Annotated in this window: 21 protein-coding genes and 1 pseudogene; 13 read left to right on the top strand and 9 right to left on the bottom strand. The window is 69.7% G+C overall.

What is annotated here, in order from left to right:
• Window positions 1-187: 187 nt before the first annotated feature.
• Window positions 188-1,138: pseudogene (locus tag CVV72_RS41980) on the bottom strand (glycosyltransferase family 2 protein); the annotation flags it as partial.
• A 321-nt stretch (window positions 1,139-1,459) separates the two neighbouring features.
• Here CVV72_RS41980 and CVV72_RS18985 point away from each other — a divergent pair.
• The 4 genes from CVV72_RS18985 to CVV72_RS18970 are packed head-to-tail and all read left to right on the top strand — an operon-like array spanning window position 1,460 to window position 5,344.
• On the top strand, window positions 1,460-2,185 hold the full coding sequence (locus tag CVV72_RS18985) for a hypothetical protein (RefSeq protein WP_219154019.1): 726 nt from the start codon (window positions 1,460-1,462) through the stop codon (window positions 2,183-2,185).
• Window positions 2,186-2,193: 8 nt separating this feature from the next.
• On the top strand, window positions 2,194-3,288 hold the full coding sequence (locus CVV72_RS18980; RefSeq protein ID WP_219154018.1) for a hypothetical protein: 1,095 nt from the start codon (window positions 2,194-2,196) through the stop codon (window positions 3,286-3,288).
• Entirely contained in the window at window positions 3,285-4,328 is a 1,044-nt protein-coding gene (locus CVV72_RS18975) for a GNAT family N-acetyltransferase (RefSeq protein ID WP_219153612.1), read from the top strand. The genes CVV72_RS18980 and CVV72_RS18975 overlap by 4 nt, the downstream gene beginning before the upstream one ends.
• A complete protein-coding gene (locus tag CVV72_RS18970) occupies window positions 4,322-5,344 on the top strand; it encodes a GNAT family N-acetyltransferase (protein WP_219153611.1) in 1,023 nt (340 codons plus the stop codon). Before CVV72_RS18975 ends, CVV72_RS18970 begins: the two co-directional genes overlap by 7 nt.
• An 81-nt stretch (window positions 5,345-5,425) precedes the next feature.
• Here the strand turns inward: CVV72_RS18970 and CVV72_RS18965 are convergent, their stop codons facing one another.
• On the bottom strand, window positions 5,426-6,100 hold the full coding sequence (locus CVV72_RS18965) for a TetR/AcrR family transcriptional regulator (RefSeq protein ID WP_219153610.1): 675 nt from the start codon (window positions 6,098-6,100) through the stop codon (window positions 5,426-5,428).
• 111 nt (window positions 6,101-6,211) lie between these two features.
• Between CVV72_RS18965 and CVV72_RS18960 the strand changes: the two genes are divergently transcribed.
• The 5 genes from CVV72_RS18960 to CVV72_RS18940 are packed head-to-tail and all read left to right on the top strand — an operon-like array spanning window position 6,212 to window position 10,294.
• Window positions 6,212-6,625: an SgcJ/EcaC family oxidoreductase gene (locus CVV72_RS18960; protein WP_219153609.1), complete on the top strand. Its 414-nt coding sequence runs from the start codon at window positions 6,212-6,214 to the stop codon at window positions 6,623-6,625.
• Window positions 6,622-6,978 (top strand): hypothetical protein, encoded by a 357-nt coding sequence (locus CVV72_RS18955; RefSeq protein WP_219153608.1) that lies wholly within the window; start codon window positions 6,622-6,624, stop codon window positions 6,976-6,978. The genes CVV72_RS18960 and CVV72_RS18955 overlap by 4 nt, the downstream gene beginning before the upstream one ends.
• Window positions 6,979-7,007: 29 nt before the next feature.
• Window positions 7,008-7,808 (top strand): siderophore-interacting protein, encoded by an 801-nt coding sequence (locus tag CVV72_RS18950; RefSeq protein ID WP_219153607.1) that lies wholly within the window; start codon window positions 7,008-7,010, stop codon window positions 7,806-7,808.
• A gap of 10 nt (window positions 7,809-7,818) precedes the next feature.
• Window positions 7,819-9,054: a serine hydrolase gene (locus CVV72_RS18945; protein ID WP_219153606.1), complete on the top strand. Its 1,236-nt coding sequence runs from the start codon at window positions 7,819-7,821 to the stop codon at window positions 9,052-9,054.
• Window positions 9,055-9,064: 10 nt separating this feature from the next.
• Window positions 9,065-10,294, top strand: a complete 1,230-nt coding sequence (locus CVV72_RS18940; protein ID WP_219153605.1) for a styrene monooxygenase/indole monooxygenase family protein — start codon at window positions 9,065-9,067, stop codon at window positions 10,292-10,294.
• Here the strand turns inward: CVV72_RS18940 and CVV72_RS18935 are convergent.
• Entirely contained in the window at window positions 10,270-11,733 is a 1,464-nt protein-coding gene (locus CVV72_RS18935; protein WP_219153604.1) for an alpha/beta hydrolase, read from the bottom strand. The two genes, CVV72_RS18940 and CVV72_RS18935, sit on opposite strands and share 25 nt — an antisense overlap.
• 174 nt (window positions 11,734-11,907) lie before the next feature.
• Between CVV72_RS18935 and CVV72_RS18930 the strand changes: the two genes are divergently transcribed.
• Window positions 11,908-13,395, top strand: a complete 1,488-nt coding sequence (locus CVV72_RS18930) for an FAD-dependent monooxygenase (RefSeq protein ID WP_219153603.1) — start codon at window positions 11,908-11,910, stop codon at window positions 13,393-13,395.
• A gap of 65 nt (window positions 13,396-13,460) precedes the next feature.
• Here CVV72_RS18930 and CVV72_RS18925 read toward each other — a convergent pair whose 3' ends face one another.
• The 4 genes from CVV72_RS18925 to CVV72_RS18910 form a co-directional block, all read right to left on the bottom strand.
• Window positions 13,461-14,450: a TIGR03842 family LLM class F420-dependent oxidoreductase gene (locus CVV72_RS18925; RefSeq protein WP_219153602.1), complete on the bottom strand. Its 990-nt coding sequence runs from the start codon at window positions 14,448-14,450 to the stop codon at window positions 13,461-13,463.
• Window positions 14,451-14,512: 62 nt separating this feature from the next.
• On the bottom strand, window positions 14,513-15,898 hold the full coding sequence (hydA, locus tag CVV72_RS18920; RefSeq protein ID WP_219153601.1) for a dihydropyrimidinase: 1,386 nt from the start codon (window positions 15,896-15,898) through the stop codon (window positions 14,513-14,515).
• The gene (locus CVV72_RS18915) at window positions 15,898-16,740 is read right to left on the bottom strand and encodes a nitrilase-related carbon-nitrogen hydrolase (RefSeq protein WP_034316377.1); all 843 of its coding nucleotides are present in this window, start codon (window positions 16,738-16,740) and stop codon (window positions 15,898-15,900) included. The genes hydA and CVV72_RS18915 overlap by 1 nt, the downstream gene beginning before the upstream one ends.
• Window positions 16,691-18,274, bottom strand: coding sequence for an NCS1 family nucleobase:cation symporter-1 (locus CVV72_RS18910; RefSeq protein ID WP_219153600.1), 1,584 nt, complete (start codon window positions 18,272-18,274; stop codon window positions 16,691-16,693). Before CVV72_RS18910 ends, CVV72_RS18915 begins: the two co-directional genes overlap by 50 nt.
• 241 nt (window positions 18,275-18,515) lie before the next feature.
• Between CVV72_RS18910 and CVV72_RS18905 the strand changes: the two genes are divergently transcribed.
• From CVV72_RS18905 to CVV72_RS18895, 3 genes are all read left to right on the top strand, one after another.
• Window positions 18,516-19,199 carry a response regulator transcription factor gene (locus CVV72_RS18905; protein WP_219154017.1) on the top strand — a complete coding sequence of 228 codons (684 nt, stop codon included), beginning with the start codon at window positions 18,516-18,518 and terminating at the stop codon, window positions 19,197-19,199.
• Entirely contained in the window at window positions 19,196-20,221 is a 1,026-nt protein-coding gene (locus CVV72_RS18900) for a HAMP domain-containing sensor histidine kinase (RefSeq protein WP_219153599.1), read from the top strand. The genes CVV72_RS18905 and CVV72_RS18900 overlap by 4 nt, the downstream gene beginning before the upstream one ends.
• A 69-nt stretch (window positions 20,222-20,290) precedes the next feature.
• Window positions 20,291-21,853: a DUF4153 domain-containing protein gene (locus CVV72_RS18895; RefSeq protein ID WP_219153598.1), complete on the top strand. Its 1,563-nt coding sequence runs from the start codon at window positions 20,291-20,293 to the stop codon at window positions 21,851-21,853.
• 121 nt (window positions 21,854-21,974) lie between these two features.
• On the opposite strand, the gene CVV72_RS18890 is transcribed toward CVV72_RS18895, so the two are convergent.
• Both CVV72_RS18890 and CVV72_RS18885 read right to left on the bottom strand, forming a co-directional pair.
• Window positions 21,975-22,340, bottom strand: coding sequence for an SSI family serine proteinase inhibitor (locus CVV72_RS18890; RefSeq protein WP_125676161.1), 366 nt, complete (start codon window positions 22,338-22,340; stop codon window positions 21,975-21,977).
• 59 nt (window positions 22,341-22,399) lie between these two features.
• Window positions 22,400-24,022 carry a PucR family transcriptional regulator ligand-binding domain-containing protein gene (locus CVV72_RS18885; RefSeq protein ID WP_219153597.1) on the bottom strand — a complete coding sequence of 541 codons (1,623 nt, stop codon included), beginning with the start codon at window positions 24,020-24,022 and terminating at the stop codon, window positions 22,400-22,402.
• Window positions 24,023-24,150: the final 128 nt, after the last annotated feature.

Raw genomic sequence — 24,150 nt, 5'->3', positions numbered from 1 at the left:
GCGCCACCGCGGGCGCGCTCGCGCGGACGTCCACGCAGATGGTGCGGAAACCGAGTTCCCGCGCCCGGTGATACGTGCTGACCGAACCGTCGGCGCCGCCCAGGATCACCAGGCTCCGCGTGGCCGCCGTGTCTTCGGTTTTCTTCACTCCCGCTTGCCTTTCCCCAGGATGGATCTCGGCCATGGCCGAGGCGTAGAGCCGGTCGTCCTCGTCGACCGGGAAGTTGGCTTCCCTGATGTAGAACTGCCGTGGCCGCGGCTGTCCCGCGCCGACCACGACCAGGTAGCGGACGGTCAGCGCGAGCACCGTGAGCAGCACGGAGAACAGGACGAACGTCAGCGCCGACGCGGCGGTCAAGCCGAGCAGGCCGGTGGCGGCCGCGATCCCGGCGAGTACCGAGATCCCGGCGGTCAGCATCGCCGTGGTCGAAGCCACCGTCGTCAGCCGCCGGGTGAAGCCGACGAACAACTCGATGGCATGCGAGGAAAGAAAACCGAAGCCCACCTTGGACTCGCCGCGTTCACGGGCCCGGTGTGCCACCTGGACGGTGGTGTAGCGGCTGGTCAGCCTCGGCACGGTGGCGAGGAAGTACGGGGTGCCCAGCCGGAGATCGACGATCTTGCGCGCGAGCTCCGTGCGCACCAGGCGGAACGCCGTCGCGCCGGGCGGGATTTCGATGCGCAGCACGCGACGGCCGAGGAAATGGAACGCGGCGGTGCCCCAGCGTCTTAGTAAGGGGTCTTGTCTATTGGTGCGGACGCCGAAAACGGCGTCATGACCGGCCTCGGCGGCGGTGATCAATTTCCCCGCTTCGGCGGCCGGGAACTGCTGGTCGGCGTCGATGTGTAGGAGCCACGGTTTCCCCGCGTACCGATAGCCGGCGGAAAAGGCCGCTTCGAAACCGAAGTTCCGGGTGAAGGACACATACCGCACCCGGGGGTCGGTGTGCGCGAGCGCGCGGATGACGTCCAGCGTCCCGTCGGTACTCCCATCGTCCACATAGAGCAGTTCGAGGGGGAGATTTCCCAACTCGGCGACGATCTCCTCATAGGACGGCTCGACGTTGTCGACTTCGTTGAAGCACGGGACGACTACGGTGAGTCCACTCCGGGTGGGTCCGGGTATCGACCAGCTCATCTGTCGAATCCCTGCGGTGAGTGCGCTATCGTGTTCGTAGCGTCACCCGTCGTGATTTCACGGTTCATGTGTCCCCTTGGCCCCAGGCGCCGGCAGGTCGTGCCGGCTCGAAAGTTCCCGTGTTATAGGCAGACTCGCTTTGTTCTCGCCAGCACATACCGAAAGTTCGTCCTTTCAGCTCAGTCGAAAAGATGGGAAGTCGGGCGGAAACCGGGTGAACCCGGCGCGAGGTATTCCCAAACCGGCGTCGATGACGCAAGCTTGCGCGCCATGTGGACAGTGGGGGTGAGTGCTGCCTGGCGTGCCGCCTATCGGCGGTCCGTGCGGTCGGCCTTCGCGACGGTGCCGTTCTACCGGGAGCGCTGGGCACTCGACGGCAGAACGGATCCCGTGCTGGTGCCGGGTCGCACCGGGACGGACGGCGGCGCGGTGCCGCTGGCCGAGGCGGTGCACAAGATCGTCGACCTGGTACCGCTCGCCGGTGGCACACAACGGATCGAGCCCAGTCGTGGGCTGGGGCCCGTGCTGCGCAAGGCACGTTCGGTGACCGGGGACGCACTGGTCGTCGTGCTCGGCGGGGACGAGGTGCGGACTCCGGTGGACCTGCCACGCGGGGTTCGTTGCTGCGTGGTGGATCCCGACGTGCCGGCGTCGGGTGTGCTGGCGGAAGTGTCGGCCGAGCTCCGCCGCGGTCGACGCGTGCTCGCGATCGGCGACGACAAACAGCTCGCCGTCTTCGCGGCGGCGCTGCCCGAAGACCGTGCGTACCGGGTCGAATCCGTACCGCGACGAGAACTGGACACAATGGACTCCGGCCCGTACGGGGTACTCCACGATCCGGCACTGGGTTACCTCGGCGCGATCGAGGAATGCGGCCGGTGGCATCTCGACTGGCCTCGCGTCTACGCGCGCCCGACGACGGGCGGTCTCGCGTTCACGCTGCTGCGGCAGGATTCCCCGCGGTTCGTGGACGTGCTCCCGGCGGGCGGCGTCCGTGGCGAGATCGCGCCGTGCCCGCGACACGGGACACCGGTCGTGCTCACGTGACGGCGACGATGAAGGCGGCGGCACGGAGCACCGCGTTCGAGGTCGAGGTGCTCGATCCGCGCAGCGCGGCCGAACCCGAGGGCTGGGGTGGTTTCCTGCGGCGGGCGAGGTTGTGGCCGGTGTGGGAGTACGAGGTCCTGCGCCGGGAAGCCTGGATGGCGAAGAACCCCGCGGTGCTCGCGGTGCTCCGCCGGAACGGGACGATCGTCGGCGCGTTCACCGTGATGGTGTGCCGGAGCTGGCGGGCGGGTGACTTCGCGCCGCTGTCCGTCCTGGGTGGACGGTTCCGCCCGCGCTGGGCGGAGGCCTACCTCTGGCAGCTCAGCGGGTATCCCGCCGGGGTGCTCGACGAGCGGCTGGACGAGACCGAACGGCGGGAACTGGTCCGCCGGTTCGAACGCGCACTGTGCGCCCACCTCGGTCCGGGCCTGCTGGGCGTGATCTACCGCGCGATGAACCCGGAACTCCTCCCGGCGCTGGACGGCCGCGGCCGGATGTCCCGCGAGATCGACCCGGCCGCCGTGCTGACCAACGGGTACTCCACTGTGGACGAATGGGAACGGGCCCTCGACGACGGGATCCGGAAGACCCTGCACGACCTGCGTGGAGACGGGGAGCTGCGTACCGAAGCGGCGACGGCCCGCCGGGATCTGGACTGCCACGAACTGGCCGTGATGCTCAACGCTCACCGGTCCAGACAGGACGACCGTGCCTGGGCCGGGGGACAGCGGTCGCGGTTCGGCGGGCTGCACATGGACACGCGGAGCCCGATCGCACCGTCCTATCTGGACGCGCTCGTCCGCCGTCCGGACGTCATCACCCGTACCTACCGGGACGGAGCCGGGCGGTTGCTGGGATTCGGCACGGTGTTCGACGCCGAAGACGGCTGCGCGCTGCACCAGTGGGCCGCGCTGCCGAGCGCGACGGGCGGACGGAAAGGGCTCTATGTCGACTTCTATGCCAGGGGAGTGGAGCACATGATCACGCACCGGCGCCCCGAACTGACGGCCGGCCGGGCGATGCTCGAGAACAAGACGCCGCTCGGCTTCGGCACCAGGTCCCTGGTGTCGGTCGCCGTACCGAGACCGGTGCTGGGCCGATGACCTGGGGCGTGCGGGTGCTCGACCCGCGGACCGATCCGGAACCCGACGGCTGGGCGGGATTCCTCGTCGCACAGCAGGCCCCGGTTCCGTGGGACTACGGATTGCTGCGGGTGGAGTCACGCTTTTCCCGCAGCCCCACCGTGCTCACCGTGATCAGTGACGGAGGCGAGATCGTTGCCGCGGTGCTGGCGATGCTGTGCGCACCGGTCTCCCCGGACCGTCCCGCTGCCGTGCGCGGCGTGGCGCGGCTCGGACCGCGCTGGGTCGAGGTGCAGCACGCGTGGCTTTCCGGATACCCGCCGTGGCTGTTCGCGGACGGTGTCGACGCCGCCGACCGGCGGGAGATCATGCGCCGGTTCGAGCGCGCCGTCTGCCGCTACACCGGACCCGGTTGTCTCGGCGTCCTTTACCGGACCGTCGAGCCGGAATCGCTCGGCATGCTGGCCGGACGGGGCAGGCCCGTGCGAGACACGATGCCGACGTCGGTACTGGAGAACAGGTTCGTCGACGTCGACGGGTGGCTGGCGTCCCTGCGCCGGAGCAGGCGGCTGAGCCTGCGCAGCCAGTCGAAGAAGATCGCGGCCGACCCGGACGTGGTCATCCGCACCGAGGCCGCCCGCACCGACCTCGACGCACGGGAACTGGCGACCCTGCTGCGGGAGCACCGTGCGCGGATGGGACCGGTGAAGTTCGACCGGCGCGGCCCGGTCACCGCCGAATACCTCGGCGAACTCGTGCGCAGACCCGACGTGATCACCTCGACCTACCACGACGGCGAAGGCAGGCTGCTGGCGTTCACCAACGTGCTCGACCATCCCGTCGCGCCGCTGCACCAGCATTGGGCCGCGCTGGCCCCGGAGGAGGGACGGCCGAAGCATCTTTACTTCGAGGCCGTCGTCCGGAATGTGCGCTACATGATCGAAGGCAACCGGAAGTCCCTGTCGATGGGCCGGGGACTGACCGATCTCAAGGCGACCCTCGGTTTCCAGCCGGTCCCGCTGCTCGGGGTCATCGTGCCGAGACCGGTGACGCGATGGTGATCGAAGTGCTGGACCCCCGCCGTGATCCGGAGCCCGCCTACTGGAGGCCGTTGCGGGCCAAGGCCGGTCTGCGCGCGGACTGGAGCTGGGAGGTGCTCACCACCCAGGCGTGGGCGGCGCGCACCGAACAGCCGGTCACGGTCCTGCTCGAAGACGGGGAACCGCGTGGCGTGGTCAGCTCCGCCTGGGTCACCGGACTCACCCGGCGGCACCGGTTCGCCCGGCCGAAGGGACGCGGGCGCGTCGGCGGTCTCGACGTCCGTGCCCCCGGTTCGGGGGCGATGCCGGGCTGGTGGTTCGACGGCACGGACGAGGACGGCGGCGTCGGCATGCTGCTGGATTCGTTCGTCCCGGCCATGCGCGCGGAACTCGGCTTCGGGCTGCGCGCACTGTTGGTGCGCCAGGTCGGCGAGTCCGGAGTGGACAGTGTCTGCGGCGGGCTGAAGATGGTGCGCCGGACCGAGGACGTCGCGGTCCTCGACGTCTCGCCGTTCTCGAGCCGGGACGACTGGATGAACTCGCTGGCGAGGAAACGCAAACAGAACCTGCGCAAGATCTTCCGGACGTTCGAGGCCGACCCGTCGATCGGCGTGCGTGTGCGTCCCGGTGCCGAGGTCGATCCGGTTGAGATAGCGGAACTGTTGCGGCACAACGAGACCAAGCACCACGACGTGCCGATCGTGCCGCTTCCGGCGTTCGTGGGCTATGTGAGCGCGCTGTTGCGGCAACCGGATGTGCACGTCATCGAGTACCGCGAGACGGCCACGGGCCGGGCGATCGCCGTCGCGACCCTTCTCGACCACCCGACGCTGCCGATCGCCCGCCACTGGGCGGCACTGCCACCGGAACTCGGCGGGCGGCCCAATCTGTACTTCCACTTCTACGGCGAAACGGTGCGGTGGGCGGTGGAAACCGGGCGGACGCGGGTGGTGTTCGGGAAGAAGATGTCGGAGATGAAGGCTTCCTTGGGGGCTCATCTGGTGCCGCAGTACGCGGCCGCGGTCGCACTGCTCTGAGCCCGGACGGACGACACGCGTGATCAGACGGACGACACGCGTGACTGGACGGACGACACGCGCGTGGCCGGGCGCGGGCACTCACGGGGCGGTGGAGGCCAAGCCGCGCAGGAAGAGATCGATGGCGAACTCGAATCGTTCCTGAGCCGTCTCCGCGGTGAAGTACTCACCCGAAGCCAGCAGGTTCGGGAAGGCGCCGGGCGGGAACGACGTCATGTACTCGACCATCCGCTTGCCGCGTTCCTCCTGTTCGGCCAGGTCGATGTCGCCGTGTTGCCAGCCGGCGCCTTCGTAGGCGAAAGCCTTGGCGTAGAGCCATAACGCGTCGGCGGCGAACAGGGCCCGCTTGAGATCGAGGCCGCCCGCGCGCAGTACCGCGAGCATCGCTTCGGCCTGTTGCAGGGCGTTCGCGCCGACCGGGACGGGGATGGCCCACGCGATCTTGGCGATCCCGGGGACCGACGTCAGCGCGCGCACGTTGTCGCGCAGCAGTTCCTTCGCCTGCTCGACCCATCGCCGCGGATCGGGCTTCGGGAACGGGCCGAAGGCGAGGACGTGGTCGACCATCAGCTCGTGGAGCTCTTCCTTGTTCGCGACGTGGGCGTAGAGCGACGCCGGGCCGGTCTCCAACGCCTGGGCCACTCGCCGCATGCTCACCGCCTCCAGTCCCTCGGCGGCGAGGAGGTCCAGTGCCGTCTTCACCACGAGCTCCTGGGACAGCACGGGTTTCTCGGCGCGACGCCGGGGCCTGCTCACTTCGTTCGCCTCCTGATCCGGGGTTCGCCGGGAACTCTACTTGACGCGAACACTGTTCGCCTGTAGAACGGTGTTCGTCTAACGAACACCGTTCGTCACGGGAGGGGAATCATGACCGAACGACAGGCCGAAGTACTGGCCGTACTGGGCAAGCTCGCCGACGCGTGGAATGACGGCGACGCGGCCGCGTACGCGTCGCACTTCACCGAAGACGCCGACTACGTGACCTTTTTCGGGATGAACATGCCCGGCCGGGCGATGATCGAGAGCGCGCACCGGTCCTTGTTCGAGGGGCCGCTCAAGGGGTCGAAGCTGGTGGCGGGCGGCGGCGAGCCGAAGGTCCGGTTCCTCCGGCCGGACGTCGCGATCGTCGTGTCCGGCGGCGGATCGTCGCTGTCCGACCGCAAGCCGGAGCCGGGCCGCGAGTCGACGCTGACCTACGTCCTCGTGGAGGAGCCCGACGGCTGGCGCGTCGCGTCCTTCCAGAACACCCGGGTGAGCGATCCGGCCGCGAGGGCTTCGTGAAGCTCCTGGTCGAGGTGTCCGGTGCGGTCCCCGCGCCGGTCGCCGAGGTCTTCACCCGGCTCGCGGAGACGCTGCGGGCGCAGCCGTACAACCCCGGCTTCGAGATCGATGCCGAGCGTCATTTCCTCGCCCAGCAGGGTGGCTGGTGGTACCGCGGTGAGTACACCGTCGAGGAGGATCCGGCCGGTGCCCGCGTGACCCACCGGGTGTACAACGTCGCCACCTGGAGCCGCTGGGCGGTTCCGTTGGCGAACCGGTTCTTCGTCGGATTCGCGGAACGGGTCCGGGACGGCTTTGATCGGATGCTGGGAGACCTCACCTCGCCCGGCGGCGAGAAGCGTACGCTCGGTTAGGTTCACCTAACCCAGGAAAGGAAGTGTGCATGGCCGAGGCGCGGAGAGCGGTGTCGGCGACCCGGTTGCGGGTGCTGCGCACCGAGCGGATCACCCCGCATATGGTCCGGATCGTCGCCGGGGGCGAAGAGATCGCCTCCTTCCAGCCCAACGAATTCACCGACGCCTACGTCAAGGTGCACTTCCGCGTGCCCGGCGTCACCTATCCCGAACCGTTCGACCTGGCCCGCGTCCGCGAAGAGCTGCCGCGTGAGCAGTGGCCGCGGATGCGCTCCTACACCGTCCGCGCCTTCGACCCGAACCTCGGCGAGCTGGTGCTCGACTTCGTCCACCACGGTGACGAGGGCGTCGCCGGGCCGTGGGCCGCCGCCGCGAAACCGGGCGACGAGCTGCTCATCTCCGGACCTGGCGGGGCGTACGCGCCGGGCGAGGAGGCCGACTGGCATCTGCTCGCCGGGGACGAGAGCGCCCTGCCCGCCATCGCCGCGTCACTGGAAGCGATGCCGGCCGGTGTGCCGGTGCACGCGTTCATCCTCGTGGAGGACGCCGCCGAAGAGCAGTCGCTGACCACCAAGGGCGACGCGCGGATCACCTGGCTGCACCGGAGCCGGGGTGACGACCTCGCGGCCGCCGTCCGCGCGCTCGACTGGCGCGAAGGGGTCGTGCAGGCGTTCGTCCACGGCGAGGCCGGGTTCGTCCGGGACCTGCGGCGTCATCTGCTGGACGACCGGGGCATGCGGCGCGACCTGCTGTCGATCTCCGGATACTGGCGGATCGGGAAGACCGACGAGGCGTGGCGACTGGAGAAACAGGCCGAGCGGAACGCGTAGCCTCGGTCGCATGATCGAGCTGAAGGTGGACGTCGACCCGGCCGAGGTGGGTTTCGACGCGGAGCGGCTGCGCCGGATCGACCAGCACTTCGACGGATATCTGGAGCGCAAGCGGATCCCCGGGTATCTGGTCGTGGTGACCAGGAACGGGAAGGTGGCGCATCTCGCGTCGAACGGGCAGCGTGACATCGAGGCCGGGCTGCCGGTCGAGACCGACACGATCTGGCGCGTCTACTCGATGACCAAGCCGGTCACCTCGGTCGCCGCGATGATGCTCGTCGAAGCGGGGCTCATCGACCTCAAGGACCCGATCTCGCGCTGGCTGCCGGAGTTCTCGGAACCGCGGGTCTTCGCCGGGGGCTCGTCGGTGAAGCAGGCGACCGTGCCCGCCGCCGAACCGATCCGCCTCTGGCACCTGCTCACCCACACCGCGGGCCTCACCTACGGATTCCACCGCACGCATCCGGTCGACGCGCTCTACCGTGAGGCGGGGTTCGACCTCGGCACCGCGCCGGGGCTCGATCTGGCGGGTGTCTCGGAGGCGATCGCGCGGCTGCCGTTGCTGTTCCAGCCGGGTTCGGAGTGGAACTATTCGGTCGCGACGGACATCCTCGGCAGGCTCGTCGAGGTCGTCTCCGGTCAGCCGCTCGACGTCTTCTTCGCCGAGCGGATCTTCGCCCCGCTCGGCATGCACGAGACGGGGTTCCAGGCCGCCGCCGGCGATCTCGACCGGCTGGCCGCGCTCTATGTGCCGCATCCGGTCACCAAGGAGCCGTTCCGCCACGACGAGCTGGGCAACGTCGGCCGCGTCGCGCCCTCGTGCTTCTCGGGTGGTGGCGGGCTGGTCTCGACGGCGGGTGACTTCCACCGGTTCACCCAGATGCTGGTGCGCGGCGGCGAACTCGACGGCGTCCGGCTGCTCGGCCCGCGCACGGTGCGGCTCATGGCGACCAATCACCTGCCCGGCGGGGTGGACCTGGAGACCTGCGGAAGGACCGGGTTCTCCGAGGCGCCGTACGACGGTTTCGGCTTCGGGCTGGGCTTTTCCGTGCTCGACGATCCGGTGAAGGCCAAGACCCTCGCCAGTGCCGGGGAATTCGCCTGGGGTGGCGCGGCGAGCACCGCGTTCTGGGTCGATCCGGACGAGGACGTCACGGTCTTGTTCTTCACCCAGTTGCTGCCGTCGTCGACCTATCCGATCCGCGTCGAATTGAGGAACCTGGTGTACCAAGCCTTGGTCGACTGAGGGGGAGCCCATGCGCCGGATCGTGGTGGTCGGGGCCGGTCAAGCCGGCTTGGTCCTGGCCCTGGGCCTGCAGCGGCACGGATACGCCGTCACGGTGGTCACCGACCGCGACGCCGAAACGATCCGCGCGGGCAGGCTGATCTCGAACCAGTGCGTGTTCCATCCCGCGCTGACCCGGGAACGCGCGCTGGGCATCAACTTCTGGGACGGACAGGCCCCGGAGATCCTCGGCGCGTCGTTCGGGCTCGCCGGGGACTCCCCGGAGCCCGCCGTCTCGTGGCAGGCCCGGTTCGACCAGCCCGCGCAGTCGGTCGACCAGCGGGTGAAGGTGTCCGCCTGGCTGACCGCGTTCGCCGGACGCGGCGGCGAGGTGCGGATCGGCAAGGTGACCCCGGACGGGCTGGAGGAGTACGCCCGCGAGTTCGACCTCGTGCTGGTCGCGGCCGGACGGGGACCGCAGTTCGACGCGCTCTTCCCGCGTGACGACGCACGTTCCCCGCACCGCGAGCCGCGGCGCACCATCGGGATCCTGTACCTGGTGTCCGGCCGGGACGAACCGCTCCCGGTGTACCCGGGCCTGACGTTCGGGCTCTCCCCGGCCGGTGAGCTGTTCGGGCTGCCGGTCCAGTCCGTGCGCGGCCCCGTCTTCGGTCTCGGGTTCTTCGGTGTGCCCGGCGGCCCCATGGACGTCTGGGACGGCGTCACCGACGTCGATGAGCACTTCGAGACCGCGAAAACGGTGCTGCGCAGGCAGTTCCCGTGGGTCGAGGAGTCACTCGCCGACGCCCTCCCCAGCGGGCCGCCGGACGTCCTGCGCGGGCGGGTCCTGCCGATCGTGCGCGACCCGGTCGGGACGCTGCCGTCGGGGGCGAAGGTCCTGGCGATGGGCGACGCCGCGGTGACGAACGACCCGATCGCCGGGCAGGGCGCGAACATGGCGGCACACGCGGCGGCGGTCTACGAACGGCGCATCCTCGACCGCGGCGACCGCCCGTTCGACGAAGCGTTCTTACGCGGTACTTTCGCCGAATACTGGGAAAAGGCGCAGCACGCGACCCGGCTGAGCAATGATCTGCTCGGTCCGCCGCCGGATCACGTGCTGGCCACCCTGGAAGCCGCGCAGACGGCGCCCGAGGTGGCGCGCAGGTTCGCGAACATCTTCTCCGACCCCGCCGACTACGCCCGTTGGCTCACCGACGAGGACACCGCCCGGGCCTACCTGGCGTCGAACGGCGCGTGATCCGGGGCGCACACGGTGCCGCGCGCCGGAAGGCGTCCGTCGGACAGATAGGCGTCGACAGCCGCGTCGACACAGGCGCTGCGGTTCAACGCGCCGTGCCCCCAAGCGTCCAGCGTCAGGAGCCGGGCGTTGCCGAGGATGCGTTCGGTCCGCTTCGCCCCCGCGTACGGCGTTTCGGGGTCGCCCTTGCCGTTGGCCAGCAACAGGATCGGCGCGGTCGGCCGGTTCCACGGTCCCGTGTACCGCGCCGGATCGGAGACGGGCCAGAAGGCGCACGGGAGGGAGAGATACGTGTCGTACGAGCCGAAACCGCGGCTTTCCCGGTCGGCCGTGCGGGCCGCGCGAGGCCAGGCGGCCGGATCACGCGGGTTCGAGGTGTCGGCGCAGATCGTCCCGCCGCCGCCCATCGCGGAATCGAAAGGTGTCGCGATGGCCTTCGCCGCAACGGGATTCGTCGCGGACTGAAGGAATTCCGCCAGCGCGGGGGAGCGGGCCTCGTCGACCAGCGCGTTGTGGGTACGCCGGATGACCTCCTGATAGGTGACCGGTCCCGGCGTGACTTCGAGCCGGTCGAGGAGCGCGTCGTACTTGGCCCGCAGATCGGTCCCGGGTTCGCGGAACGCGCATCGGGTGTCGGCCGCGCACGCGTCGAGGAACGCCTGGAGCGCGCGGTCCGCGTCCCGGAATCCGCCTAGCCGGGTGCTGAACGGGACGTTCGCGTCCTCCGGGCGGTGCCCGGTGGACCAGGCGATCGGATCGTTGACGGCGTCGAGTGCCAAGGCGCCGACGCGATGCGGGAACAGGTTGGCGTACACCTCGCCGACATAGGTGCCATAGGAAAGCCCGTAATAGCGCAGGCGGCGCTCACCGACGGCTTCGCGCATCCTGTCGAGGTCCCTGGCGACGTTCGCGGTCGACAGGTGTCCCAGCAGCGGCCCGGCGTTGCGGCCGCAGGAGGCGGTGACCTCGCGGACGTCGGCGAAATGCCGGGTCTCCTGCTCCGCGGTGATCGGGAAGGTGCCCAGGATTCGTTTGAGCGGCTCGGTTTCCGCGTCGGAGGTGAAGCACCGGACCGGTGTGCTGGCGCCGACGCCGCGCGGGTCGAAGCCGACGATGTCGAACTGCCGGTGCAGGGCGGGGGTCTGGAACTTGCTGAAGCGGCCGTGGTTACCGGGGCCGCCGGGATTGGTGAAGAGGGTGCCGCGTTTGTGCTTCTGGTCCGTCGCCGGCAGACGGCCGAGCGCGATGGTGATCCGCGGTCCGGCCGGGTCCTGATAGGACAACGGGACCTCGATCTCGGCACAGTCGTAGCCCGGTGGCGAGCCGGACGGGCAGGGGCCCCAGGCGAGACCCTTCGGCGCGGCCGAGACCGCGGGCGCGATCGTGACGGCGGCGAGTGCGGTAAGGGTGAGTACGGCGGCGGTGCGGAATCTGATCACCCGGCCAGCGTCCCGCCTCGCGGGCGCGCGATCCCTGGTGCTCGTACCCGGAAAGAGGGTGGGGCACGCCCCTCCATGTTCAACATATAGCGCACCGGGGGGCTTGCGGCAAGACCCCGGCGATGCCGCAGAATCCTCGGCCGTAGCTAGAACTGGCCGAACAGGAGTGAAGATTTGACGGACGTCGACGTGATCATCGTGGGTGCCGGCCCGACCGGCCTGATGCTGGCCGCCGAACTTCGGCTGGCCGGTGCGCGCCCGCTGGTCCTGGAACGGCGGCCGGAACAGGGGACGACTCCGAAGGCCCACGGGCTCAGCGGGCAGATCCTGGACCTGCTGCACTATCGCGGTCTGCTGGACCGGGTGCGGGGGCTCGTCACCGACCCCGTCCAGCCGCACCGGTTCCCGTTCGGTGGGGTGCACGTCGACCTCACCCGATTCGAGGAGCCGCCGCTGAAGGCGCTTTCGGTACGGCAGCAGTCGCTGGAGCGGCTGCTCGAGGAGCACGCCGTCGAGCTCGGCACGGAAGTGCGTCGCGGGCACGAGGTCGTGGGGCTGCGCCAGGACGACGAGTCGGTGACCGCCGAGGTACGCGGCCCGGACGGAGCGTACGAGGTCACCGCCCCGTACCTGGTGGGCTGTGACGGCGGGCGCAGCCCGGTTCGTGCGATGGCCGGGATCGGCTTCCCCGGCACCACCTATCCCGAGGTCAACCGGATCGGGCAGGTCAAGATCCCGGACGGGCTGACCGTCCACGACAACGGCGACATCGAGACGCCGGAGCTGGGCCGGATCAAGGCGGGGTTCACCCGCACCGACACCGGCGTGTTCGCGCTCGGTTCGCTGACGCCGGGGATCGTGTTCATCCAGACCACGGAGGACGATCCCGGCGAGGTCGACGACGACGTGCCGATGACCCTGGCCGAACTCGGGGACAGCATCCGGCGGGTGCTCGGCGGGGACGTACCGCTGGGCGACCCGGTCCGGCTCTCGCGCTACCAGTTCTCCGCACGTCAGGCGGAGCGCTACCGCGAAGGGCGGATCCTGCTGGCGGGTGACGCGGCCCACCTGCTGCCCTCGACCGGCACGGCGATCAACGTCGGCATGTCCGACTCGGTCAACCTGGCGTGGAAGCTGGCCGCGGAGATCCAGGGCCTGGCGCCGGAAGGGCTGCTGGACACCTACCACGCGGAACGGCACGCCGCCGGTGCGCGAGCGCTCCTGCAGTCCCGGGCGCAGGTCGCGTTGCGGCGCGGGCATGACGAAGCCGCCGAAGCGCTCCGCGCGGTCTTCCAGGAACTGCTGGGAGACGAGCAGGCCGCGCGGCGGCTGTCCGCCCACGTCGCCGGGACGGACACGCGCTACCCGATGCCGGGCTCCGGGCACCCGCTCGCCGGCATGTTCGTCCCGGATCTCGCGCTGGAGACCGACGAGGGACCGACGAGCGTCGCCGCACTGCTGCGCCCGGCGCGGCCGGTCCTGCTCGACCTCGCCGGGCGGCCGGAACTCCGCGAACTCGCACAGGGGCGCGTGGACGTCCACACCGCGAAGGCCGAGGACCGGCCCGCCGACGTCCTCCTGATCCGCCCCGACGGCTACGTCGCCTGGGCGGGCGACGACGCGGACGGCCTGCGCGAGGCCCTCGCCGCCTGGTTCGGCTGACCCCCACGCAATCAGTCACCTACTTGCGTTGGTTTCGCGCGCAAGTAGGTGACTGATTGCGGGTTTCAGCGGTTGATGACCTCCGAGCCGTAGCGCTTCAGGGTCTCTTCGCGCTGGTCGTGCATCAGGTACAGCGAGAACTGGTCGACACCGAGCGAAGCCAGCTCCTCCAGGCGTTCCACGTGCGCCGAAGACGGCCCGAGCAGGCAGAACCGGTCCACGATCTCGTCCGGGACGAAATCGGTCGACGGATTGCCCGCCCGCCCGTGGTGCGAGTAGTCGTAACCCTGCCGCTCGCGGATGTAGTCGGTCAGCTCGCGGGGCACCGGCCCGGAATCGCCGTACCGGGCCACGAGATCCGCGACGTGGTTGCCGACCATCCCGCCGAACCAGCGCAACTGCTCCCGCTGATGCGCCGGATCGTCGCCGACGTACGCGGGGGCCGCGAGACAGATCGTGATCCCCGCCGGATCCCGCCCGGCCGCGCGGGCGGCCTCACGGACGGAGCCGATGGTCCACCGCGCGATGGCGGGATCGGCGCACTGGAGGATGAAGCCGTCGGCGTGCTCGCCGACCGTCTTCAGCGCCTTCGGCCCGTATCCCGCCATCCACATCTCGAGTCTGCCGTTGCGGATCCAGGGGATCTGGACCGGCTTGTCCCGCAACAGGACCTCGCGTCCTTCGGCGAGTTCCTTGACCACGTGCATGCAGTCGCGCACGGTGGCCAAAGTGGACGGTGGCATGCCGACCACCCGGTGCGCCGAGTCGCCGCGGCCGATCCCGCAGACCGTCCGGTTGCCGTACATGTCGTTCAGCGTGGCGAAGGTCGACGCCATCACCGACCAGTCCCGGGTGGCCGGGCTGGTCACCATCGGGCCCACGATCATCGACGACGTCGCCGCCAGGATCTGCGAGTAGATGACGAACGGTTCCTGCCACAGCACGCACGAGTCGAACGTCCAGCCGTAGCGGAACCCCTGGTCCTCGGCGGCCTTCATCAACCGCACCAGGGCACGTGCGGGCGGATCGGTCTGGAGAACTATCCCGAAGTCCATCCTGCCTTCTTCCCCTCCACCACCCTCAACGGCGTGGCTTCGCCACACTGAGTTCGACCGCCTCAGTTCAGGTACTGGTTCAGATCGCGCGAGAGGAATTTCCCGTGCGTCGTACTGCCCGAGAAGCCGGACGGCGACACGACCACGCGGCCGCGGGACAGCACCGTCTCGACCTTGCCGGTGATCTCCATCCCTTCGTAGGCCGAGTAGTCCACGTTCATGTGGTGCGTCTCGACCGACAAGGTCTGCTTCGCCGCCGGGTCGTAGACGACGATGTCCGCGTCCGACCCCGCCGCGATGACCCCCTTGCGCGGATACAGCCCGAACATCCGCGCCGGGGTGGTCGAGCAGGTCTCGACCCAGCGCCCGAGCGTCAGCTCGCCCGCAACGACACCCTGGTGCAGCAGGTCCATCCGATGCTCGACGCCGGGGATCCCGTTGGGGATCGCGCGGAAGTCGCCGCGGCCGAGTTCCTTCTGGTCCTTGAAACAGAACGGACAGTGATCCGTCGACACCACCGAGAGATCGTTGGTGCGCAGCCCTCGCCACAGATCCGCCTGATGCGACTTCTCCCGCAACGGGGGTGAGGCGACGTACTTCGAGCCCTCGAAATCCGGTTTCGCCAAGTCCTCGATGGACAGGTAGAGATACTGTGGACAGGTCTCCGCGAAGACGTTCTGCCCGGTGTCGCGCGCTTCCGCGACGGCGGCCAGCGCCTGCGACGCCGACAGGTGCACGATGTACAGGGGCGCCCCGGTCACCTTGGCCAGCTGGATCGCGCGCGAGGTCGCCTCGCCCTCCAGCTCCGGCGGCCGGGTGAGCCCGTGCTGCACCGGGTCGATCTTCCCGGCGGCGAACGCCTGCGCGGCCAGCTGGTCGATCGCGATGCCGTTCTCCGCGTGCATCATGATCGTCGCGCCGATCTCGCGCGCCTTCTGCATGGCCAGCAGGATTTCGCCGTCCGTGGAGTAGAACACCCCCGGATAGGCCATGAACATCTTGAAACTGCCGACCCCGCCGTCGACGCAGGCCTGCATCTCCTTCAACGACGAATCGTTGACGTCGGAGACGATCATGTGGAAGCCGTAGTCGATGGCGCAGTTCCCGTCGGCCTTCTCGTGCCATTTGTCCATGGTGGACAGCAGAGACGTGCCCTTGGCCTGGACGGCGAAATCGATGATCGTGGTCGTCCCGCCCCACGCCGCCGCCGTCGTCCCGGTGCCGAAGGTGTCGACGGAATGCGTCCCGCCGAACGGCATCTCCATATGGGTGTGCGCGTCGATCCCGCCGGGCAGGACGTATTTCCCGGTGGCGTCGATGACCGAGTCGGCGGGCCCGAGCGTGCCGGGGGCGCCGACGGCCGCGATCGTCTCGCCGTCGACAAGGACGTCCGCCGCCGAAGCGCCCGCCGTGGACAGCACCTGCCCGCCGCTGATGAGGGTGGTCATCACGCCTCCGCGAGGGGTCCGTAGCTGTCGGGACGCCGGTCTCGGTAGAAGGCCCACAGGTCCCGCACTTCGGCGAGTTTCGCCATGTCGAGGTCGCGGACGACGATCTCCTCCTCGGTGTCGGACGCGGCTTCGCCGACGAGCTGGCCGCGGGGGTCCGCGAAATACGACTGGCCGTAGAAGTCGTTGTCGCCCAAGGGTTCCACGCCGACGCGGTTGATCGTGCCGACGTAGTACTCGTTCGCGACGGCGGCCGCGGGCTGCTCCAGCCGCCACAGGTACTCCGAAAGGCCCCGGCTGGTCGCCGACGGGTTGAACACGATCTTCGCGCCCGCCAGGCCCAGCGCGCGCCAGCCCTCCGGGAAGTGCCGCTCGTAACAGATGTAGACGCCGATACGGCCGACTGCGGTGTCGAACACCGGGTAGCCCATGTTCCCGGGCCGGAAGTAGAACTTCTCCCAGAAACCCTTCACCTGCGGGATGTGGTTCTTGCGGTGCTTGCCGAGGTACGTGCCGTCGGCGTCGATCACCGCGGCGGTGTTGTAGTACACGCCGGGCTGCTCGACCTCGTACATCGGGACGACCAGCACGACGCCGTGGCGTTCGGCGACCTCCTGCATGAGTTTCGTCGTCGGCCCGTCGGGGATGCCTTCGGTGTAGGAGTAGTAGTCGGTGTCCTGCACCTGGCAGAAGTACGGGCCGTAGAACAGCTCTTGCAGGCAGACGACCTGAGCGCCCTGCGAAGCGGCCTTGCCGATGGCTTCGACCGCGTTCGCGATCATGGACTCCTTGTCACCCGTCCACCGCTGCTGGATCAATCCGGCTCGGACCACGTCGCTCACTTGCATCCTCCTCTGATTCGACGGCACTGACGGTGGTGCGCTTGCGTTCGGACAGGGACAGCAGCAGGTAGACGACGAAGGCGCCCGCCAGGCCGACGACCCAGTTGTAGTCGTAGAGCGGTTTCAGGAGCGGGATCAGGCCGTCCTCGGGGAACGGCCCGCCGTACGCGCCGCCGACCGAGAGCACGGCGCCGACCAGCGTCGCGGCCAGCGCGCGCCAGTTCCAGCCGCCGTTGAACCAGTAGACGCCGCGTTCGGTGTAGAGATCCCGCAGGTCGAGGTGCGTGCGGTTGACCACCCAGTAGCCGGCGACGAGCACCCCGGCGACCGCGCCGAGCAGGCCGCCGTAGAAGCCGAGCCACGCGAAGATGTAGATGTTCGGGTCGGAGTAGAGCCGCCACGGCTGGATGAGGATGCCGATGATGCCGGTGATCAGCCCGCCGACGGCGAAGGTGATCTTCTTCGGGAACGCGTTGGAGAAGTCGTAGGAGGGGCTGACCACGTTCGCCGCCAGGTTCGCCGACACGGTCGCCAGCACCAGCGCGATCAGCGCGACCACCACGACGACCGGGGAGTCGAACCGGTCGGCCAGTTTCGCCGGGTCCCAGATCTGCTCGCCGTAGAGGACACTGCCGCCCGAGGTGGTCAGGATGGCCACGATCGCGATGAACGTCATCGTGGTCGGCAGGCCGAGGATCTGGCCGCGGACCTGTTTGCCCTGGCTGCCGCCGAAGCGGGTGAAGTCCGGCATGTTCAGCGAAAGCGTCGACCAGAACGCGATCATCGCCATCAGCGCCGGGGCGAACACCTTCCAGAAGTCCGGTCCCCAGCCGAGTTTCCCGGGTTCGGCCAGGATCGGCCCGAGCCCGCCCGCCTTGATCAGCACGTAGCCCAGCAGGATCAGGAAGCCGACCGAGACCAGCGGCGCCGTCCAGTTCTCGAACTTCCGGACCGCCTCCATCCCGCGCCAGATGATGAGCATCTGGATCACCCAGAACACCCCGAACGAGAGCCACAGCGTCCAGTGCTGGCCGAGCACGACGGTGGAGTTCTTCCACGCGGATCCGGCCAGCCGCCCGACGATGATGTAGATCGCCTCGCCGCCGACCCAGGTCTGGATGCCGAACCAGCCGCACGCGATGAACGCCCGCAGCAATGCAGCCAGGTTCGCGCCGCGCATCCCGAAGAAGGCGCGGGCGAACACCGGGAACGGGATGCCGTACTTCGTCCCGGCGTGGCTGTTGAGCAGCATCGGGATCAGCACGATCAGGTTGCCGATGGTGATCGTGAGCAGTGCCTGGACCCAGTTCATCCCGAGCGCGATCAGTGACGCCGCGAGCGCGTAGGAGGGGATGTTGTGCGCCATGCCCATCCACAGCGCGAAGTAGGTGTACGTGGTCCAGGTCCGCTTTTCGACCGGGACCGGGGCGAGTTCTTCGTTGTAGAAGCGGCTGTCCTTCAAGGACTCGACCTCGCCGAGTTCCACCCGGCCATCAGGATGCACGTGCTGCGTACCGCGTGCCGTCGGCTCCATTGCGGAATCGTGCTCGCCCGCGCCGCGCGGGTGGGACTGGCAGACTGTTCACTGTTGAGGGCGTCGGAGCGCAGACTGTCGATTGCATTCGCGGGCTCCTGGTGCATGACCTGCGTCACACACACGGACGTAGTAATCCGGCAAACCGGCCGAAACATCTCCACAGGATCTCCACAGCTCACCCGGATGGTCTCCACGGCCGGTGCTTACAGTCATCCCCATGGAACTGGGAGGACGCCGGGTGCTGGTCGTCGAGGACGACGCGACCATCGCCGAAAGCATCGCCGCGCGGCTGCGGGCCGAGGGATTCACCGTGGACCTGGCGCACGACGGCCCGTCCGGCGTCGAGACCGACGCCGAGCGCGAACCGGATCTGGTGGTGCTCGACGTGATGCTGCCGGGGTTCGACGGGCTCGAGGTCTGCCGCCGGATCCAGGCCCGCCGCCCGGTCCCGGTGCTGATGCTGACCGCCCGGTCGGACGAGACGGACATGCTGATCGGTCTCGGCGTCGGCGCGGACGACTACCTCACCAAGCCGTTCTCCATGCGGGTGCTCTCGGCGCGGGTGCACGCGCTGCTGCGCCGCGTCGAACGGTCCGCGCGCGCCGAGGGCGAGGACGCGGGCACGAAGATCGTGCTCGGCGACCTCGAAATCGACGTCGACCAGCGGCGCGTCACGCGCGCGGGCAACCAGGCCCAGCTGACGCCGATCGAGTTCGACCTCCTCGTGCACTTCGCCAAGCGCCCGAGGGCGGTGCAGCCGAGGGAACGCCTGCTCAGTGAGGTCTGGGACTGGGACGTCGCGGGCACCGGTTCGGGGACCCGCGCGGTCGACAGCCACATCAAGGCGCTGCGCCGGAAACTCGGCGCGGACCTCATCCGCACGGTCCACGGCGTCGGCTACGCCCTGGAGGTGGGATCGTGAAGCTGCGCCCGCTGCTCGGCCGCGTCGTCGACGCGCTCCCGAGACCGCTCGACCCGGTCCGCTCCATCAAGCTCAAGCTCGCGATCCTGCTGGTGTCCTCGGGCAGTATCGCGTTCGCCTTCTTCAACTGGCAGATCGGCTGGCTGCCGCCGCGGACCACGATCGCCGCGATGGTGCTCGCCGTGGTCACCTCGCAGATCCTGGCGCACGGGATGACCAGGCCGCTGCGCGAGATGACCGCCGCCGCCCGCGCGATGGCCAAGGGCGACTACACCCGGCGGGTCCGGGCGACCGCCCGCGACGAGGTCGGGGAGCTGTCGCACGCCTTCAACCAGATGGCCGCCGACCTCGACGCCTCGGATCAGCGCCGCCGCGAGCTGATCGCGAACGTCTCCCACGAACTCCGCACGCCGATCACCGCGCTGAACGGGGTGCTGGAGAACCTCGTCGACGGCGTCGCCGAACCCGATCCGGCGACGTTGAAGACCGCGTTGCAGCAGACCGAACGGCTCGGCAGGCTCGTTTCGGAACTCCTGGATCTCTCGCGGATCGACGCGGGCGCGTTCCCGTTGCAGCTGGAGGAGTTCGATCTCGAACTGCTGCTGGAGGAGGTCGCCGCCGAAGCGGGCGCCACCGGCCGCGGAGTGCGCTTCACCGTCGACGTCCAACCGCCCGGCGCGACGGCCGTCGCCGACCGCGGCCGGCTCTACCAGGTCGTGGTCAACCTGCTCGACAACGCCGTCCGGCACGGGCCGGCGGGGGGAGAGGTCCGGGTGCGGGCGGAGGCCCGCGAGGCCGACGTCGTCATCGAGGTCGAAGACGAAGGCCCCGGGATCCCGCCGGGGGAGCGGGACAGCGTGTTCGAGCGGTTCACCCGCGGCGAGCGGGCCGGCGGCGGGGGCACCGGCCTGGGGCTCGCGATCGCGCGGTGGGTGGTCGACCTCCACGACGGCAGCATCGCCGTCGTCACCCCTGAGCAGCGGCCGGGCTGTGTCATCCGCGTCGTGATCCCCGTTCCCTAGTTCCCCGCCGCGCGTTTTCCGCGGCTCCGCGCGCACTGCGATATGTGCTTTCGCAAACTGGAGGATTCGATGAGCGAAGACCAAGAAGACCGGCAGGCGCACGCGTCACCCCCGTCGGCGACCACCACGTTGCCGTCCGCGCCCCCGCTCCCGGTGCTGATGCGGCCCCGCGTGCCGCCCAAGTCGGCGATCGTCCCGTTGCCCGGCTCCGTCCTGCCCGCGGCCGTCGCGGCCGGGCTGATCGCCGCCTTCGCCATGCCGGACCGGCCCGGAGCCGGCTGGTTCGTGGCCGGGCTCGCCTTCGCGGTGGCGGTCTTCTTCGCCGACAAGCGCGCCCGTGGTGACGCCGAACCGCATTTCCGCCTGGTCAACGCGATATGGGCGGCGGCCGCGCTGGCGCTGCTCGCGGTCGGCATGGTCCGGGCGTCGGTGTGGCTGAACGTGTTGTGCGTGCTGGCCGCCCTCGTCGCCGGCTCCCTCGCCGTGGTCGGGAAACGCACGGTGAACACGATCATCTACGACGTCTTCGCGGTCCCGATCGAAGCGCTGCTTTCGCTCCCGTGGATCGGGCGCGGGCTCGCGAAGCTCGGCAAGAAACAGGAAGGCCGCGCGAAGCCGAGGTTCCTGGTGCCGGTGCTGACCAGCGCCTTGCTGCTGCTGGTGTTCGTGCCGCTGCTGCGCGGCGCGGACGCCGCGTTCGCGAACGTCGTCGACGCGGTGATCCCCGAACTGAACCCGGGGACCTTCGTGCGCTGGGGATTCTTCTTCACCGTGGCCGCGTTCGCCGTGACCGGGGCGTGTTACCTGCTGGCGGCGCCCCCGCTGCCGGCGGACAGCGCTGCTGTCGACACGCCGCGCAAACGCCTGGCGCACCGGCTCGAATGGACGTTGCCGCTCGGGGTGCTGGTGGCGCTGTTCACCAGTTTCGTCGTGGTCCGCCTGGTCGTGTTGTTCGGTGGCACCGAATACCTCCTGGCCACGAGCGGCCTGACCGCGGCCGAATACGCCAGGAGCGGGTTCTGGCAGCTCTCCGCCATCACCGTGCTGACCCTGCTGCTGGTCGCCGCCGCGCTGCGCTGGGCGCCGAAGTCGTCAGCGGCCGACCGTGCCTGGCAGCGCGGGCTGCTCGGCGCGTTGAGCGTGCTCAGCCTGATGCTGGTCGCGTCGGCGTTGAGTCGCATGTGGACATATCAGCAGGCGTACGGGTTCACCGTGCTGCGGCTGCTGGTCGAGGTGTGCGAACTCTGGATCGGCCTGATCTTCGTGCTGGTGCTCGTATCCCTGCTCCCGCTGCGGTCGGCCTGGCTGCCGCGCGCGGCCATCGGAGCCGCCGTCGCGGCGCTGCTCGGGCTGGCCGTCCTCGATCCGGAACGGTTCATCGCCGACCGCAACATCGACCGGCTCGCGCACGGCAAGACGCTCGACACCGGTTACCTCTCAAGGTTTTCCGCCGACGTCGTGCCCTCGGTCGACCGGCTTCCGGAGCCGCTGCGGTCCTGCGTGCTCAGACCGGTCGTGACGGGAATTTGGGAAGATGGTTGGCGCGAATGGAACCTGAGCCGGTCCCTCGCGCGTCAGACCCCCGTTGCCGCGAAGGACGGGGTCGGGTGCCGGTACCTGCCCCGTTCTTGAGTCGTGACACCACGGCCTTGATCGCCCTCGTGGGGGTGAGGGCGATCAAGGCCGCGGTGAACGGCGCCGCCGGGCCACCGAGGGGGAGGCCCGGCGGGCACCTCGCCGGAGTCGGGAGCGGTCAGAACGTGAAGACGCCGGCCGACTCGGCGTCGGCGACACAGCGGTTGGCGTACGAGGTGCGGTAGGTGACCGGTTCGCCGCGCCACTTGCCGACGGCGGAGACGTCCACCGGGGCGTATTCCAAGGTGCAGGCCCGCGGTTCCGGGCGGAGCCGGTCGAACTCCCCGTCCACTTCGGACAGTTTGGCGCAGGCGCCGCCGCGTCCCGGGTGAGACCCCCCGGTGGGTTCGCAGGTGAGCGAGACGGTGCCGACCCGGCCCCTGGTGTCGTGGCTGGTCAGCTGAAACGTGGATTCGGCGGGTTGTGCCGGGGCCATACAGGCCAGCGCGAGCACGCAGGCGCCGATCGGTTCGAAGAAAGCCATATCAACCCTATCGGCTGACGTGACCCGGTCACTGTGTTCCACTCTCGGGTGATATTTGCTCACTCGGACGTGTGGTCGTCGGCTTTTCGAATGTCGTGCGCGAGCAAAGCGACATAAAGCGAGAGCATCGACTCCGGATCTTCGAGCCGTACCCCGAGGACCTGCTCGATCCTGGCCAGCTGCTGGTAGTAGGCGGTCCGGGAGGTGTGCGCGGCGGCGGCCGCCGCCGACTTGTTGCCACCGTGCTCGCAGTAATGCCTCAACGCCTGGACGAGTCTGCTGCCCTGTGCGGCGTCCCGGTTCAGGAGCGGGCCGAGCTCCCGCGCGGCGAACGCGGTGATCCGTTCGTCACCCGCCAGCAGATGCAGCAGTCCGCGCAACCGGACGTCGTCGAGCCGGTGGACCACCCGTTCGACGTTCTCGGTGAGCGCCGCCGCGGCGACCTGCGCGGCTTCGACGAGCGTCCGGCGCGCGTCGGCGGGCCCGGCGCCCGTGGTCCCGACCGCGACCACGGCGGGCGCCCCGGCGCGGGCCTCGTGGACGTCGTTCGCCAGCCGCTTCAACACCGCGTCGACCCCCGCCTCGGGCGACAGCGCGATCAGCGCGCGCACCTGGGTGTCGTCGGTGGCCACCAGAGCGGACACCTTGGCGTGCCGGGCGGCGAGGACGGTCGCCTCGGCGAGTTCTCGCAGCAGCACCGGAGTCGACTGCGCGGTTTTGGCGGTCACCGTGATCCGCGGCCGCACCGAGACCCCGACGAGCAGCCGCCCGGTCAGCGGGACACCCAGCGCCGAGGCCCGCGCGGTCAGCTCGGCGGGCGGCACCGGGTTCGCCAGCAGTTCGGTCAGGATCGCGCGGTGCGCCTGGCGTTCGAGGGAGTCGGTGTCCTTGGCGACCAGCCGGTGCACCGCGAGCGCGGACGCCGCGCGTTCGGCGACCACGACGTGCCGGTGCGGCGGCGGATCCCCGCAGACGACGACCAGCCGCCCCCAGTCGTGTCCGCGCGCGCCGACCACGGTGATCAGCCAGCCCGCGCCCGGGTGGTAGCCGGTCCGCTCGCCGACCTGCACCGGCCGCGACCGGGACGGCCAGCCGGGCAGCAGTTCGCCGGGGTCGGTCCCCGCCGTGTCGTAGGCGAGGACCTCGTGTGCCAGCGTCTCCAGCACGACGGGATGTTCGGTGAGCCTCGCGACCTCGCGCAGGATGTCGCCCGGTTCGGCGCCGGCGACCGTCAGCGCGGTGAAGGTCTCGTGGACCCGCTCCGCCGCGCGGAGTTCGTCGACCTGGGCGTCGACGATCAGCCCGTTCACCGCCTCCGTGACCGACACGAAGCGCGTCTCGCGCGAAAGGGTGATCAGCGGGACACCGTGTCGGTCGGCGGCCTCGACCAGCGCGGGCGGCAGCTTCTCGCTCCAATGCCGGACCAGTTCGACGACGACCCCGGCCACTCCGACACCGGCCAGATCGGCGACGTACCTGGCGAGCGCGGCGCCGTCGTCGGGCAGCGCGACCCCGGTGGTGAGCACCAGTTCCCCGCCACGCAGCAACGGGGCGATGTCCGCGACCTCGGCGACGTGCGCCCAGCGGACCGGCGCGTCCAGCCCCGCCGCCCCCGCCACCACATGGGGCCTGCCCTGACGCAGCACCGGCAGCGCGAGCACTTCGGCGACGGTCGGGTACATCGGCCTCCCACCTGGTTCGGCAACGCTGGAGACAGACTGTACGGCCGGGGCCGGGAGTCCGTACACGTTGCCGATGGCGTCGGTGTGGCGCACGCGCCCAGACTCGACCGGGAGCAGGCACCCGGCGA

Origin of the sequence: Amycolatopsis sp. TNS106 (assembly GCF_019330265.1) — a bacterium.
In the GTDB taxonomy this organism is placed as follows: Bacteria; Actinomycetota; Actinomycetes; order Mycobacteriales; family Pseudonocardiaceae; genus Amycolatopsis; species Amycolatopsis lurida.
Note: the sequence above shows the minus strand (reverse complement) of the source record. Positions and strands in the feature narration are given on the sequence as shown.